Below are 15,150 nucleotides of genomic sequence, written 5' to 3' on the forward strand. Positions count from 1 at the left end.
CCCCAGCGGGGGAGGGAGAAAGAAGGAATTCGTCATGTACTCCCGCTTCTGCCGCGCCCTCGCGCGCGCCTGCATGGTGCTGGGCATCGTCGGCCTCGTCGCAGTGATCTGCGCCGTGAGCTGGCAGGTGTTCGGTCGCTACATCCTCAACAGCACACCCACCTGGGCCGAAAGCCTGGCGCTGCTGATGGTGCTCTACGTCACCATGTTCGGCGTGGCCGTGGGCGTGCGCGACGCCGGCCACATCGGACTGGAATCGCTGCTCGTGCTGGCCCCGCCCCGGCTTCGACTCAAGCTGGAGATGCTGATCCACGTGCTGGTGGGCCTGTTCGGGGCGGCCATGGCCTGGAACTGCGCCTACCTGGCCGAGTCGGTGTGGAGCTACCGACTGCCCACGCTGTTCATCTCCGAGGGCTGGAAGTACGTGCCGCCCAGCTTTGCCGGCGTGCTCATCGTGCTGTTCTCCATCGAACACATCCTGGCGTTGGCTCAGGGCCGCGAACTGGAGCCCTCGTGGACCTGACGCCCATGCGCTGCCGCCGCTCCCTTTTCATCACGCGCCCCGCGCACGTCCCTCGTCCTGCCGCGCGCCTGGAGGCCGCATGACCATCCCGCTGCTCATCCTGACCCTGTCGTTCACCGCCCTGCTGCTGCTGGGCGTACCGGTGGCCTTCTCCATCGGGCTGTCGGCCCTGGCCACGCTGCTCTACGAAGGCCTGCCGCTCGCGGTGGGCTTCCAGCAGATGATGTCGGGCATGGGGATCTTCTCCTTCCTGGCGATCCCCTTCTTCATCTTTGCCGGTGAGCTGATGCTGTATGGCGGCATCGCGGACCGCATCGTCGACTTCGCCAAGTCGCTGGTCGGCCATGTGCGCGGCGGCCTGGGCATGAGCAACGTGGTGGCGTGCACGCTGTTCGGCGGCGTCTCGGGCTCGCCGGTGGCCGACGTGTCGGCCATGGGCGCGGTGATGATCCCGATGATGAAGAAGGAGGGCTACCACGCCGACTATGCGGTCAACGTGACCACGCATGCGGCCCTGGTGGGGGCGCTGATGCCCACCAGCCACAACCTCATCATCTATTCGCTGGCGGCGGGCGGCAAGGTGTCGATCGCGGCGCTGATCCTGGCCGCGCTGATGCCGGCCATCATCCTCACGCTGTGCAACCTGCTGGCGGCCTACGTGGTGGCGGTGCGCCGGGGCTACCCGGCCGGCACCTTCCCCGGCTGGGCCATCGTGGCGCGCAGCTTCGCCGCGGCGCTGCCGGGGCTGTTCATCGTGGTGCTGATCCTGGGCGGCATCCTGTCGGGCATCTTCACGGCCACCGAGTCGGCGGCCGTGGCGGTGCTCTATGCGTTGGCGCTGACCATCTTTCTGTACCGCACGCTCAAGTGGGCGCACTTCATCAAGGCGGCGGCCAAGGCGGTGCGCACCACGGGCGTGATCCTGCTGCTGATCGGCATCTCCAGCACCTTCGGCTACCTGATCAGCCTGTATGGCGTGGCGGAGCTGACGGGGCAGATGCTGTCCAAGGTGTCGACCACGCCCTGGGTGATCTTCCTGCTGATCAACGTCATCCTGTTCCTGCTGGGCACCTTCCTGGACATGGCGGCGACCATCCTGCTGTGCACGCCCATCTTCCTGCCCATCGCGCAGCAGTACGGCATGACTTCGGTGCAGTTCGGCATCCTGATGCTGATCAACTGCGCGCTGGGACTGAACACGCCGCCGGTGGGCACCACGCAGTTCGTCGGTTGCGCCATCGGCGGGGTGTCGGTGGGCGAGGTGATGCGCACCATCTGGCCCTTCTATGGCGCGCTGATCCTGGCGCTGGGGCTGGTGACCTTCGTGCCGCAGTTCAGTCTGTGGCTCCCAAGCATGTTCATGGTCGTGAGGTAGAGAAGCGCCTCACACGACCGCCGCTCAGCCACCGGCCGTGGATTCGCGTTCGACGATGCGGAAGCCAACGTCCACGACCGGCTGAGCGACCGGTTCGCCGCGCGCGCGGGCCAGGACCATCTCGGCGGCCAGGCGGCCAATCCCGGGCCCGTCGACCAGCACCGTGCTCAGACTGGGCAGCAGATGGGCGGAAAAGTCGGCATTGCCGAAGCCGCAGATGGCCAGGTCCTGCGGCACGCGCAGGCCGCGCGCATGGGCTTCGACCAGCACGCCATGCGCCAACTGGTCGGAACTGCAGCAGACCATGCGCAATGCGGGATCCTGCGCCAGCAGGTCGGCCAGCGCGCGACGGCCACGTTCCAGATTGCTGGGCGCAGCCACGCAGGCCGTGGGCACCTCGCGGCCGAAGGCGGCAATGAAGCCCTCGCGCCGCTGCATCGCGCGATGATCGTCGGCGGTGGCGATGCCCACGCGCTGCCAGCCCCTGGCGAGGCAGAAGCCCGCCAACGCACCGCCCACCTTGAGATGCGAAAAGCCCACCAGCATGTCCACCGGGCGCTGAGAAAGATCCCAGATTTCCACCACCGGCACGCCCGCGCGCCGCAGCCGCTCACGCGCCGCCTGTGACTGGATCAGGCCAGCGAAGACGATGCCATCGGGCTGCCGGCTGATCATGGTGTTGAGCACCGCCTCTTCACGGACGGCGTCGTAACGGGTCTGACCCAGCAGCACCTGGTAGCCCTCCTCCGCCAGCGTCTCGGTCAGCGTCTGGACGGATGGCAGGAACTGCGCGACCGACAGCGCCGGCACGATGCCCGCGACCATGCGGCTGCGACGTGACTTGAGGCCGCCGGCGAGAAGGTTTGGGATGTAGCCCGTTGCCTCCACTGCCTGCTGCACCAGGGCAATGGTCTTGGGCGACACCAGGGCAGGATTGCTGAGGGCCCGCGAGGCCGTGATCGGCGAGACGCCTGCTGCACGTGCAACGTCGTGCAGCGTGGCGGGCTTGAGGGGCGGAGAAACGCTCATGGCAGGAAGGCCCGGGAGCCTAACAGCTTCACGCCCGACGACGCTCGCGGCCCCGGGGCGTCCGTGCCGCGGCACCCCTTGCCGAAGCGCGCGCACCCAGTCGCGTAGGAGGGCACGTTGACAGCAGAAATGACAACGATATCATTCGACCGCCGTCCGTTCCGGTACTCCAACAGTAATGACAAGCCGGATCTGCGCGCCAAAATGACAACGTTGTCATTTCAGCCCATCCAATCAGGAGACATCATGAAGAAATTCCTTTGCGCAGCATTGGCCGGCCTGTCACTGGCCGCGGCCGCCGCCGACGCCTGGCCGAACAAGACCGTCACGCTGGTCGTGCCCTTCCCTCCCGGCGGCTCCACCGACCAGGTGGCCCGGGCGCTGATGCCGGTGATGAGCGAGTCGCTCAAGCAGAGCTTCATCGTGGACAACCGGGCCGGCGCCACCGGCACCATCGGCGCCACCTTCGTCAAGCGCGCGCCGGCCGATGGCAACACCTTCCTGGTCACCTCCCTCGGCCCGCTGGTCATCGTGCCGCACCTGATGAAGGGCCTGCAGTTCGATCCGCTCAAGGACTTCGATCCGATCACCGTGGCCGTGGCCTCGCCCAACGTGCTGGTCGTGCCGGCCGCGTCACCGCACAAGAGCGTGGCCGACGTCATCGCCTACGAGAAGGCCAATCCGGGCAAGATGACCTTCGCCTCCGCCGGCGCCGGCTCCAGCGACCACCTGACGGCCGAGCTGTTCTGGCAGCAGACCGGCACCACCGGCATCCATGTGCCCTACAAGGGCGGCGGTCCGGCCCATACCGACCTCATGGGTGGCCAGGTGGATGCCTCCTTCCAGAACGTGAACGCCGTGCTGCAGTACATCAAGGCCGGCCGCATGCGCCCGCTGGCCGTGACCAGCGCCAAGCGATCGCCGGTGCTGCCCGACGTCCCCACGCTGTCGGAGCTGGGCGTCAAGGGCGTCGAAGTGACCTCCTGGCAGGCCATCGTGGCCCCCAAGGGCCTGCCGGAGGACGTTCGTGAGAAGGCCGCCGCCGCCTTCGTCGCCGCCCTCAACGACCCGCGCGTCAAGGACCAGTTCACCGGCATCGGCTTCGAGATGGTGACCAACACGCCGGCCCAGTTCGCCACCTTCATGCAGGCCGAGTCCGCCCGCTGGAAGAAGGTGATCGAGACCGGAAAGATCTCGCTCGACTGAGCATCGACCTCGCCCTGCCCCGCACGCTTCCCTCCTGCACGCCATGTCCCACGACCGCATCACCTGGATCCGCCTGTCCTCCTGCTACCTGCCGCTGGCCACGCCCATCAGCGACGCCAAGGTGCTCACCGGACGGCAGAAGCCGATGACCGAGATCGCCATGCTCTTCGCGGAGGTGGAGACGAAGGACGGGCACCGCGGGTTGGGCTTCTCGTATTCGAAGCGCGCCGGCGGTCCCGGCCAGTTCGCGCACGCGAAGGAGGTGGCGCCTGCGCTGCTGGGCGAGGACCCGAGCGACATCGCGCGCCTGTGGACCAAGCTGTGCTGGGCCGGCGCCTCGGTCGGCCGCAGCGGCATGGGCGTGCAGGCCATCGGCGCCTTCGACGTGGCGCTGTATGACCTCAAGGCGCGGCGCGCTGGGCTGTCGCTGGCCAAGTTGCTGGGGGCGCAGCGCGAGTCGGTGCGCTGCTACAACACCTCCGGGGGCTTCCTGCACACGCCCATCGACCAACTGAAGGTGAACGCGGCCGCGTCCATCGAACGCGGCATCGGCGGCATCAAGCTGAAGGTGGGCCAGCCCGACGGCAGGATCGACATCCAGCGTGTGGAGGCAGTGCGCCAGCACCTGGGCGACCATGTGCCGATCATGGTGGATGCCAACCAGCAGTGGGACCGGCCGACGGCGCAGCGCATGTGCCGCATCTTCGAGCAGTTCAACCTGGTGTGGATCGAGGAGCCGCTGGACGCCTACGACCACGAGGGCCACGCCGCCCTGGCCGCGACCTTCGACACGCCCATCGCCACGGGCGAAATGCTCACCAGCGCCGCCGAGCACGGCGACCTGATCCGCCATCGCGCTGCCGACTACCTGATGCCGGATGCCCCACGCGTGGGTGGCATCACGCCCTTCCTCAAGATTGCGGCCCAGGCCGAGCATGCAGGTCTGATGCTGGGGCCCCATTTCGCCATGGAACTGCATGTGCACCTGGGTGCCATCTACCCGACCGAACCCTGGGTCGAACACTTCGACTGGCTGGAACCGCTGTTCAACGAACGGCTGGAGATCGCGGGCGGCCGAATGTTGGTGCCCACGCGCCCGGGCATGGGCCTGTCGCTGAGCGAGCAGGCCCGCAGCTGGACCCGCGAGACGGCCGAAGTGGGCGAACGCGCCTAAGCGTCCATTCGCGCCTTGACCTGACGAAGATCCCCCGATGAGCTCCACCCGCCCGCCCCTTCGCATCGCCATGCATCCCGCCGACAACGTGGCCATCGTGGCCAACGACGGCGGACTGCCGGCCGGCACCGTGTTCGCCGATGGCCTTACGCTGGTCGACAAAGTGCCCCAGGCCCACAAGGTGGCGCTGGAGGACATTCCCGAAGGCGGTGCGGTGCGCCGCTACAACGTCAACATCGGCTATGCGCTCAAGCCGATCCCGCGCGGCAGTTGGGTGCACGAGCGCCTGCTGCGCATGCCCGAGGCTCGCTCGCTGGAAGGCCTGCCGATAGCCACCGTGCGGCCCGAGCCCCTTGCGCCCCTGGAGGGCTACACCTTCGAGGGCTACCGCAATGCCGACGGCTCGGTCGGCACCCGCAACATACTGGCCATCACCCAGACGGTGCAGTGCGTAGCCGGTGTGACCGACTTCGCCGTGCAGCGCATCAAGGCCGAGTTGCTGCCGCGCTATCCGAACGTGGATGACGTGGTGGCGCTCGAGCATTCATATGGCTGCGGCGTGGCCATCGATGCGCCCGATGCGGTGGTGCCGATCCGCACGCTGCGCCACATCAGCCTCAACCCCAACTTCGGCGGCGAGGTGATGGTGGTCAGCCTGGGCTGCGAGAAGCTGCAGCCCGAGCGGCTGCTGCCGCCGGGCAGCATCCCGCTCGTCGACGAGCGAAACGTCGCCGACGTCGGCAAGGCCGAGGAAGCCCCGCTGGACGTGGTCTGCCTGCAGGACGAGGCCCACGTGGGCTTCATGTCCATGGTCGATTCCATCCTGCGGCAGGCCGAGGTGCACCTGGCGCGCCTCAATGCCCGCCGCCGCGAGACGGTGCCGGCCAGAGAGCTGGTGGTGGGCGTGCAGTGCGGCGGCAGCGATGCCTTCAGCGGCGTCACAGCGAACCCGGCGGTGGGCTTCTGCACCGACCTGCTGGTGCGCGCCGGCGCCACCGTGATGTTCAGCGAGGTGACCGAGGTGCGCGACGGCATCGACCAGCTCACGGCCCGCGCCGCCACGCCGGAGGTGGCGCAGGCCATGATCGAGCAGATGGCCTGGTACGACGCCTACCTGCAGCGCGGCCAGGTGGACCGCAGTGCCAACACCACGCCGGGCAACAAGAAGGGCGGCCTGTCCAACATCGTCGAAAAGGCCATGGGCTCCATCGTCAAGAGCGGAAGCGCGCCCATCAGCGGCGTCGTGGCGCCGGGCGAGAAGGCGCGGCAGAAGGGGCTGCTGTATGCGGCGACACCGGCGTCGGACTTCATCTGCGGCACGCTGCAGCTGGCCGCCGGCATGAACCTGCATGTGTTCACCACCGGCCGCGGCACGCCCTACGGCCTGGCCGAGGCGCCGGTCATCAAGGTGGCCACCCGCAGCGATCTGGCGCGCCGCTGGCACGACCTGATGGACGTCAACGCCGGCCGCATCGCCGACGGCGAGGCCAGCATCGAGGACGTGGGCTGGGAGCTGTTCCGCCTGATGCTGGACGTGGCCTCGGGCCGCAAGAAGACATGGGCCGAGCAGTGGAAGCTGCACAACCAGTTGGTGCTGTTCAACCCCGCGCCGGTGACCTGAGGCTCCGCCTGCACCGTACAAATCCCGGGGCGGCGCACCGGGACCCCCTCGATAGAATCGGCAGCCCACGATCGCCGGTGTCCCCTTGTCCGACCGTCTCGCCGTTCTCCCCCAGTACCTCTATCCCAAGCAGGCATTGACCTCCTTCGCAGGCTGGGTGGCCGGCAAGGAGCGCGGCGCACTGACGACCTGGATCATCCGCAACTTCGTCGCCAAGTACGGCGTCGACATGAGCGAGGCGATCGAGAGCGACATCGCGCGCTACGCGAGCTTCAACGACTTCTTCACCCGCGCCCTCAAGCCCGGCGCCCGGCCGATCGCCGACGCACCGCTGGTCTGCCCGGTGGATGGCGCCATCAGCCAGTTCGGCCCCGTCGCGGGCGACCAGATCTTCCAGGCCAAGGGCCACCGCTATTCCACCACGGCCCTGGTCGGCGGTGATGCCGGCCTGGCGGCGCAGTTCCAGGACGGCAGCTTCGCCACGCTCTACCTGAGTCCGCGCGACTACCACCGCATCCACATGCCCTGCGATGGGCGGCTCACGCGCATGATCTATGTGCCGGGGGCGCTGTTCTCGGTCAATCCGACCACGGCGCGCGGGGTGCCGGGGCTCTTCGCCCGCAACGAGCGGGTGGTCTGCGTCTTCGAGAGCGACCACGGTCCTTTCGTACTGGTGCTGGTGGGTGCCACCATCGTCGGCAGCATGGCGACCGTCTGGCATGGCGTGGTCAATCCACCACGCGGCGGCGAGATCCGCGAATGGCGTTACGACGATCCGGCCCTGCGCTTCGTCAAGGGCCAGGAGATGGGACGCTTCCTGCTGGGCTCGACGGTGGTGATGCTCTTTCCGCCGCCGGCCCTGTCGTTCAACAAGGACTGGGCGCCAGGGCGCGCGGTGCGTCTGGGCGAGCCGATGGCCGGTGCGGGTGCGCACCGATAGACTGCGACACGACCGGCCGCGGTGCCGGCACCAGCCCCGAGACGACACCCCGGGCCGCCCCGGGCCCACGACGAGGAGGGTTTGCCGATGAGCTCCAAAGACCAGGCCGCCGTGCGGCAACTGCTGGCGCTGCTCGAAGCGCGGTATGCGCTGCGCGTGCTGTGGGCCCTGAGGGACGGCCATCCGCAGACCTTCCGCCTGCTGCAGGACAGCGTGGGCGGCATCACGCCCAACACCCTCAACACCCGCATCAAGGAACTGCGCGAGGCCGGCCTGCTGTGCCATGGCGGCGACGGCTACTGCCTCACCACCAGCGGTCAGGACCTGCTCAAGCGCCTGTCCGACCTGCAGGCCTTTGCCGGCCGCTGGCAGGTCGGTCTCGTCAAGAAGACACCCGCGACACCCGCCGAGGCATCGCCCTCCGCCTAAACTCGCGCGTTTGCCCCCGCCGCCCGGCCCCCGCTGCCGTTGCGGCCCGTCCATCCAAAGGAATCTCCATGCCCACCACCGCATCCGGCCTGCAGTACGAAGACACCGTCGTCGGCGAAGGCGCCGAGGCCAGCGCCGGCCAGTACGTCCATGTGCACTACACCGGCTGGCTCTACAACGACGGCCAGCAGGGCGCGAAGTTCGATTCCAGCCTGGACCGCAACGACCCCTTCGCCTTCCCGCTGGGCGCCGGCCACGTGATCAAGGGCTGGGACGAAGGCGTGGCCGGCATGAAGGTCGGCGGCAAGCGCACCCTGATCATCCCCCCGGGCCTGGGCTATGGCGCCCGCGGTGCCGGCGGCGTGATTCCGCCCAATGCCACCCTGAAGTTCGACGTCGAGCTGCTCGACGCCCGCTGAGCCCCGCGCCCCTGCGCACCCAGGCGGCCCACGACGGCCGCCTTTTTGCTTCGGCTCAATCGCCTTCCTCGATGGCCCTGGCGGCCCTCATTGGAAATTTCTTAGCCTTTGCGCAGCATCCCCACCTTGAAAAGGGCCTTGGGGCCCCTAGCTGCTGGGCAGTTTCGAACCCCAACGTTCCATCGACCATGACGGAGAACACCCCCCATTCGCCCGCCCCGGAAGGCCAACAGGCCGCCGCCGACGCCCAGAATGACGCCGTGCACACCGAGGGCACGGCCATGCAGAACCTGGAAGCCGAGCTGGCAGAGCTGAAGGCCAAGTCGGCCGAGCTGGCCGACCAATACCTGCGCGCCCAGGCCGACGTTCAGAACGCCCGCCGCCGCGCCGACGAGGAAATCTCCAAGGCACGCAAGTTCGCCGTGGAGTCCTTCGCCGAGAGCATGCTGCCCGTGCTCGACAGCCTGGAAGCCGGCCTCGCCATCAAGGAGGCGACGCCCGAGCAGATCCGCGAAGGCGCCGAAGCCACGCTGCGCCAGCTCAAGAGCGCACTGGAGCGCAACAAGGTGATCGAGGTGGCGCCTGCCGCCGGCACCAAATTCGACCCGCACCAGCACCAGGCCATCTCGATGGTCCCGGCCGAGCAGGAAGCCAACACCGTCGTGAGCGTGCTGCAGAAGGGCTACACCATCGCAGAGCGCGTGCTGCGGCCGGCTCTGGTGACCGTCGCGGCGCCCAAGTAATTCGACATTGCTCCACAGGAAATCCCCGGCGGATCCCTTGAATCCGACCGGGTTATCCACAAGTTCAGCACAACAGATTCTTCAGATTCAGGAGTAACGACACATGGCCAAGATCATCGGCATCGACCTGGGCACGACCAACTCGTGCGTGGCGATCATGGAGGGCAACAACACCCGCGTGATCGAGAACTCGGAAGGCGCGCGTACCACGCCGTCCATCATTGCGTATCAGGAAGACGGCGAAGTGCTGGTCGGCGCCTCGGCCAAGCGCCAGGCGGTCACCAACCCGCGCAACACCCTGTATGCGGTCAAGCGCCTGATCGGCCGCAAGTTCGAAGAGAAGGAAGTGCAAAAGGACATCGACCTGATGCCTTATGCCATCTCCAAGGCCGACAACGGCGACGCCTGGGTGGAAGTGCGCGGCAAGAAGATGGCGCCCCCCCAGATCAGCGCCGAGGTGCTGCGCAAGATGAAGAAGACCGCCGAGGACTACCTGGGCGAGCCTGTGACCGAGGCCGTGATCACGGTGCCGGCCTACTTCAACGACAGCCAGCGCCAGGCCACCAAGGACGCCGGCCGCATCGCCGGCCTGGAAGTCAAGCGCATCATCAACGAGCCCACCGCGGCCGCGCTGGCTTTCGGCCTGGACAAGCAGGACAAGGGCGACCGCAAGATCGCCGTGTATGACCTGGGCGGCGGCACCTTCGACGTGTCGATCATCGAGATCGCCGACGTCGACGGCGAGAAGCAGTTCGAGGTGCTGTCCACCAACGGCGACACCTTCCTGGGCGGCGAGGACTTCGACCAGCGCATCATCGACTACATCATCACCGAGTTCAAAAAGGAACAGGGCGTCGATCTGTCGAAGGACGTGCTGGCCCTGCAGCGCCTGAAGGAAGCGGCCGAGAAGGCCAAGATCGAGCTGTCGAACTCGTCGCAGACCGACGTCAACCTGCCCTATATCACCGCTGACGCCACCGGCCCGAAGCACCTGAACATCAAGCTGACCCGCGCCAAGCTGGAAAGTCTGGTCGAGGACCTGGTCGAGCGCACCATCGCCCCCTGCCGCACGGCCATCAAGGACGCCGGCATCAGCGTGAACGACATCAGCGACGTGATCCTGGTGGGCGGCCAAACCCGCATGCCCAAGGTGCAGGAGAAGGTCAAGGAGTTCTTCGGCAAGGAGCCGCGCAAGGACGTGAACCCTGACGAGGCCGTGGCCGTCGGTGCCGCCATCCAGGGCCAGGTGCTGTCGGGCGACCGCAAGGACGTGCTGCTGCTGGACGTGACCCCGCTGTCGCTCGGCATCGAGACGATGGGCGGCGTGATGACCAAGATGATCACCAAGAACACCACGATCCCGACGAAGTTCGCGCAGACCTTCTCGACGGCCGACGACAACCAGCCGGCCGTGACGATCAAGGTGTTCCAGGGCGAGCGCGAGATCGCCTCGGGCAACAAGCTGCTGGGCGAGTTCAACCTGGAAGGCATTCCGCCGGCGCCGCGCGGCACGCCGCAGATCGAGGTGAGCTTCGACATCGATGCCAACGGCATCCTGCACGTCGGTGCCAAGGACAAGGGCACCGGCAAGGAAAACAAGATCACCATCAAGGCGAACTCGGGCCTGTCCGAGGACGAGATCCAGAAGATGGTGAAGGACGCCGAGCTGAACGCCGCCGAGGACAAGAAGAAGGTCGAGCTGGTGCAGTCGCGCAACCAGGGCGAGGCCATGGTCCACAGCGTCAAGAAGTCGCTGGGCGAGCATGGCGACAAGCTGGACGCCGGCGAGAAGGACAAGATCGAGGCCGCCATCAAGGAACTCGAGGAAGTCCTGAAGTCCGACGACAAGGATGCCATCGAGGCCAAGACCACGGCGCTGATGACCGCCAGCCAGAAGCTGGGCGAGAAGATGTACGCCGACGCGCAGGCGGCCGAAGCCGCAGCGGGCGCCGCCGGCGCCAGCAGCGCTGGCGCAGAAAATGCGAGCGCCAAGCCGGCCGACGACAACGTGGTCGACGCCGAGGTCAAGGAAGTCAAGAAGGGCTGAATGCCTTGAGCTGACGCGGGGCTGGTCACCTGTCCAAGGGTGGTCCAGCCTCTTTTCGTTTTCCACCGAACCGCTTCCGCGCGAGTCCCATGGCAAGCAAACGCGACTACTACGAGGTCCTCGGCGTTCCCAAGAACGCGGGCGAGGACGAGATCAAGAAGGCCTATCGCAAGCTGGCGATGAAGTACCACCCTGACCGCAATCAGGGCGATGCCGCCACCGAGGCCGAGGCGAAGTTCAAGGAGGCCAAGGAGGCCTACGAGATGCTGTCGGACGCCGACAAGCGCGCGGCCTACGATCAGTACGGCCACGCTGGCGTCGACCCCAACATGCGGGGCGGCATGGGCGGGGGGCCCGAGGGCTTCGGCGGTTTCGCCGAGGCCTTCGGCGACATCTTCGGCGACGTCTTCGGCGGCGGCGCTGGGGCGCGCCGCGGCGGCGGCCGGCAGGTGTTCCGCGGCAGCGACCTCAGCTACGCGATGGAGATCACGCTGGAAGAGGCGGCTGAAGGCAAGGACGCGCAGATCCGCATCCCCAGCTGGGACGAATGCGGCACCTGCCACGGCAACGGCGCCAAGCCCGGCACGAAGCCGATCACCTGCACCACCTGCCACGGCTCGGGCGCCGTGCAGATGCGCCAGGGCTTCTTCAGCGTGCAGCAGACCTGCCCGCAATGCCGCGGCACGGGCAAGATCATTCCTGAGCCCTGCCCCACGTGCCACGGCCAGGGCAAGGTCAAGAACAACAAGACGCTGGAGGTGAAGATCCCCGCCGGCATCGACGACGGCATGCGCATCCGCAGCACCGGCAATGGCGAGCCGGGCACCAACGGCGGGCCGCCGGGCGACCTCTACATCGAGATCCGTCTGAAGAAGAACGAGGTCTTCGAGCGCGACGGCGATGACCTGCACTGCATGGTGTCGGTCAGCATGACCACCGCGGCGCTGGGCGGCGAGATCGAGGTGCCCACGCTCAAGGGTCCGGCCGCTATCGACATTCCCGAAGGCACGCAGAGCGGCAAGCAGTTCCGCCTGCGCGGCAAGGGCATCAAGGGCGTGCGTTCCAGCTATCCGGGCGACCTCTACTGCCACATCCGGGTGGAAACGCCGGTCAAGCTGACCGAGTACCAGCGCAAGCTGCTCAAGGACCTGGACGAGTCGCTCAAGAAGGGGGGCGATAAGCACAGCCCGCAGGAGAAGGGTTGGCTGGACAAGGCCAAGGAATTCTTCAGCTGATCCCGCAGGGGAGGTGCTTCGCGCCCTCCTCTGCCACCGCTCAGGCGCTGCGCGACTCCGGTCGCCAGCGCCTTTTTCGTGTCCCGGCCCGGCGGGCGCCGCGCCCGCAGCCGCCAGGAAGTGTTGTCGGCCGGCCACGCTCCCTTCGCTGGTTTCGCTGAGGTCCTCGGCCTACGCGCCTGTGGGGCGACACCGACGGACGTAGGTCTTTCCCTCGATTCCTGCGGGTTTGCATGCATGGCTCCATCCAACGGCACGTCTTTTGCGTAATAGAAGGTGTGCCAGCCGGGTTGGAACTTCGGCCCGGTGTGCGGCCCCAAGAACTGGGCGGGTTTCGGCCCTTCATCGAAGCGCACGCCGCGCGAAGTTCTGCCGTATGCTGGAACCGCGTCTTGAGGAGTTTCCGGAGCCTGGCGGCCTGGTCATCCGCTGTGGCTCGATGTTGAATCCTGCCGACCCATTGGAGGTGTGCACCCATGGACGTCATCAGCAACTTCACCGCCCGGTACGAGCGAACGCGCGAAGAGGTCATGTCGCTGCAGGACTACCTGAACGTCTGCAAGCGCGACGCCACGGCCTACGCGACAGCCGCCGAGCGGATGCTGAAGGCCATCGGGGATCCGGAGGTGGTCGACACCCGCAACGACCCGCGCCTGTCGCGGATCTTTGCGAACAAGGTCATCAAGATCTACCCGGCCTTCCGCGAGTTCTATGGCATGGAAGACGCCATCGAACAGGTGGTCTCGTACTTCCGCCATGCGGCCCAGGGGCTCGAAGAGAAGAAGCAGATCCTCTATCTGCTCGGCCCGGTGGGCGGCGGCAAGAGCTCCATCGCCGAACGGCTCAAGCAGCTGATGGAGCAGGTGCCCTTCTATGCCATCCAGGGCTCGCCGGTGAACGAGTCGCCGCTGGGCCTCTTCGATGCTGCCGAGGACGGCGAGATCCTCGAGAAGGAATACGGCATCCCCCGGCGCTACCTGCAGCGCATCCTTTCGCCCTGGGCTGTCAAGCGGCTGGAGGAATACGGCGGGGACATCCGGCAGTTCAAGGTCGTCAAGCGCTATCCCTCGGTGCTCAAGCAGATCGCGGTGGCCAAGACCGAGCCGGGCGACGAGAACAACCAGGACATCAGCTCGCTGGTCGGCAAGGTCGACATCCGCAAGCTCGAGACCTATGCGCAGGACGACCCCGACGCCTACAGCTATTCCGGCGGCCTCTGCCTGGCCAACCAGGGCCTGCTGGAGTTCGTGGAAATGTTCAAGGCGCCCATCAAGGTGCTGCATCCACTGCTGACCGCCACGCAGGAAGGCAACTTCAAGGGCACGGAAGGCTTTGGCGCCATTCCCTTCGACGGTGTGGTGCTGGCCCACAGCAACGAGAGCGAGTGGAAGGCCTTCCGCAACAACAAGAACAACGAGGCGTTCCTCGACCGCATCTACATCGTCAAGGTGCCGTACTGCCTGCGCGTCTCGGAAGAGATCCGCATCTACGACAAGCTGGTGCGCAACTCCTCGCTGGCCGCCGCGCCCTGCGCGCCGGGCACGCTGAAGATGATGGCCCAGTTCTCCGTGCTCACGCGCCTGAAGGAGCCGGAGAACTCCAACGTCTTCAGCAAGATGCAGATCTACGACGGCGAGAACCTGAAGGACACCGATCCCAAGGCCAAGTCGCTGCAGGAGTACCGCGACTATGCGGGTGTCGACGAGGGCATGAGTGGTGTCTCCACCCGCTTTGCCTTCAAGATCATCTCCAAGGTCTTCAACTTCGACAGCACCGAGGTCGCCGCCAACCCGGTGCACCTGATGTACGTGCTGGAGCAGCAGATCGAGCGCGAGCAGTTCCCGCCCGAGACCGAGCAGAAGTACATCGGCTACATCAAGGAGATGCTGGCGCCGCGCTATGCGGAGTTCATCGGCAAGGAGATCCAGACGGCGTACCTCGAGAGCTACTCCGAGTACGGTCAGAACATCTTCGACCGCTACGTGACCTATGCCGACTACTGGATCCAGGACCAGGAGTATCGCGACGTGGACACCGGCGAGGTCTTCGACCGTGCGGCCCTCAATGCCGAACTGGAGAAGATCGAGAAGCCCGCAGGCATCTCCAATCCGAAGGACTTCCGCAACGAGATCGTCAACTTCGTGCTGCGGGCGCGGGCCAGCAACAGTGGCCGCAACCCGACGTGGACCAGCTACGAGAAGCTGCGCACGGTGATCGAGAAGAAGATGTTCTCGAACACCGAAGAGTTGCTGCCCGTGATCAGCTTCAACGCCAAGAGCAGCGCCGACGAGCAGAAGAAGCACGAGGACTTCGTCACGCGCATGGTCGAGAAGGGCTATACGCCCAAGCAGGTGCGCCTGCTCTGCGAGTGGTACCTGCGCGTGCGCAAGTCGTCCTGACCGATCGTCT

The 15,150-nt window shown here is 66.6% G+C and carries 13 protein-coding genes; 12 read left to right on the plus strand and 1 reads right to left on the minus strand.

Annotation, left to right across the window (positions count from 1 at the left end):
• Window positions 1–34: 34 nt before the first annotated feature.
• Window positions 35–523 carry a TRAP transporter small permease gene (locus KBC94_RS17130; protein ID WP_294372710.1) on the plus strand — a complete coding sequence of 163 codons (489 nt, stop codon included), beginning with the start codon at window positions 35–37 and terminating at the stop codon, window positions 521–523.
• A gap of 79 nt (window positions 524–602) precedes the next feature.
• Window positions 603–1,898, plus strand: a complete 1,296-nt coding sequence (locus KBC94_RS17135; protein WP_017759153.1) for a TRAP transporter large permease — start codon at window positions 603–605, stop codon at window positions 1,896–1,898.
• Between the two features lie 24 nt (window positions 1,899–1,922).
• Here KBC94_RS17135 and KBC94_RS17140 read toward each other — a convergent pair whose 3' ends face one another.
• Window positions 1,923–2,927 (minus strand): LacI family DNA-binding transcriptional regulator, encoded by a 1,005-nt coding sequence (locus KBC94_RS17140; protein ID WP_294372724.1) that lies wholly within the window; start codon window positions 2,925–2,927, stop codon window positions 1,923–1,925.
• Between the two features lie 246 nt (window positions 2,928–3,173).
• Here KBC94_RS17140 and KBC94_RS17145 point away from each other — a divergent pair, with 246 nt between their 5' ends.
• The 10 genes from KBC94_RS17145 (at window position 3,174) to KBC94_RS17190 (ending at window position 15,140) form a co-directional block, all read left to right on the plus strand.
• Complete coding sequence (locus KBC94_RS17145; protein WP_294372727.1) at window positions 3,174–4,133, plus strand: tripartite tricarboxylate transporter substrate binding protein; 960 nt, start codon at window positions 3,174–3,176, stop codon at window positions 4,131–4,133.
• Window positions 4,134–4,176: 43 nt separating this feature from the next.
• A complete protein-coding gene (locus KBC94_RS17150) occupies window positions 4,177–5,307 on the plus strand; it encodes a mandelate racemase/muconate lactonizing enzyme family protein (RefSeq protein ID WP_294372729.1) in 1,131 nt (376 codons plus the stop codon).
• Window positions 5,308–5,344: 37 nt separating this feature from the next.
• Window positions 5,345–6,928 (plus strand): galactarate dehydratase, encoded by a 1,584-nt coding sequence (garD, locus tag KBC94_RS17155; protein ID WP_294372732.1) that lies wholly within the window; start codon window positions 5,345–5,347, stop codon window positions 6,926–6,928.
• An 85-nt stretch (window positions 6,929–7,013) separates the two neighbouring features.
• Window positions 7,014–7,868 carry an archaetidylserine decarboxylase gene (gene asd / locus KBC94_RS17160; RefSeq protein WP_294372735.1) on the plus strand — a complete coding sequence of 285 codons (855 nt, stop codon included), beginning with the start codon at window positions 7,014–7,016 and terminating at the stop codon, window positions 7,866–7,868.
• 87 nt (window positions 7,869–7,955) lie between these two features.
• Complete coding sequence (locus tag KBC94_RS17165; protein ID WP_017759147.1) at window positions 7,956–8,297, plus strand: winged helix-turn-helix transcriptional regulator; 342 nt, start codon at window positions 7,956–7,958, stop codon at window positions 8,295–8,297.
• Window positions 8,298–8,359: 62 nt separating this feature from the next.
• The gene (locus KBC94_RS17170) at window positions 8,360–8,716 is read left to right on the plus strand and encodes an FKBP-type peptidyl-prolyl cis-trans isomerase (protein WP_043113473.1); all 357 of its coding nucleotides are present in this window, start codon (window positions 8,360–8,362) and stop codon (window positions 8,714–8,716) included.
• 188 nt (window positions 8,717–8,904) lie between these two features.
• Entirely contained in the window at window positions 8,905–9,459 is a 555-nt protein-coding gene (grpE, locus tag KBC94_RS17175) for a nucleotide exchange factor GrpE (protein ID WP_294372744.1), read from the plus strand.
• 103 nt (window positions 9,460–9,562) lie between these two features.
• The gene (gene dnaK, locus KBC94_RS17180; protein ID WP_294372747.1) at window positions 9,563–11,506 is read left to right on the plus strand and encodes a molecular chaperone DnaK; all 1,944 of its coding nucleotides are present in this window, start codon (window positions 9,563–9,565) and stop codon (window positions 11,504–11,506) included.
• Between the two features lie 89 nt (window positions 11,507–11,595).
• Window positions 11,596–12,741 (plus strand): molecular chaperone DnaJ, encoded by a 1,146-nt coding sequence (gene dnaJ, locus KBC94_RS17185; RefSeq protein WP_294372750.1) that lies wholly within the window; start codon window positions 11,596–11,598, stop codon window positions 12,739–12,741.
• Window positions 12,742–13,217: 476 nt separating this feature from the next.
• Window positions 13,218–15,140 (plus strand): PrkA family serine protein kinase, encoded by a 1,923-nt coding sequence (locus tag KBC94_RS17190; RefSeq protein ID WP_294372752.1) that lies wholly within the window; start codon window positions 13,218–13,220, stop codon window positions 15,138–15,140.
• The last annotated feature ends 10 nt before the right edge of the window (window positions 15,141–15,150 follow it).

Source organism: Pseudacidovorax sp. (assembly GCF_017991995.1).
Lineage (GTDB): Bacteria > Pseudomonadota > Gammaproteobacteria > Burkholderiales > Burkholderiaceae_C > Xenophilus.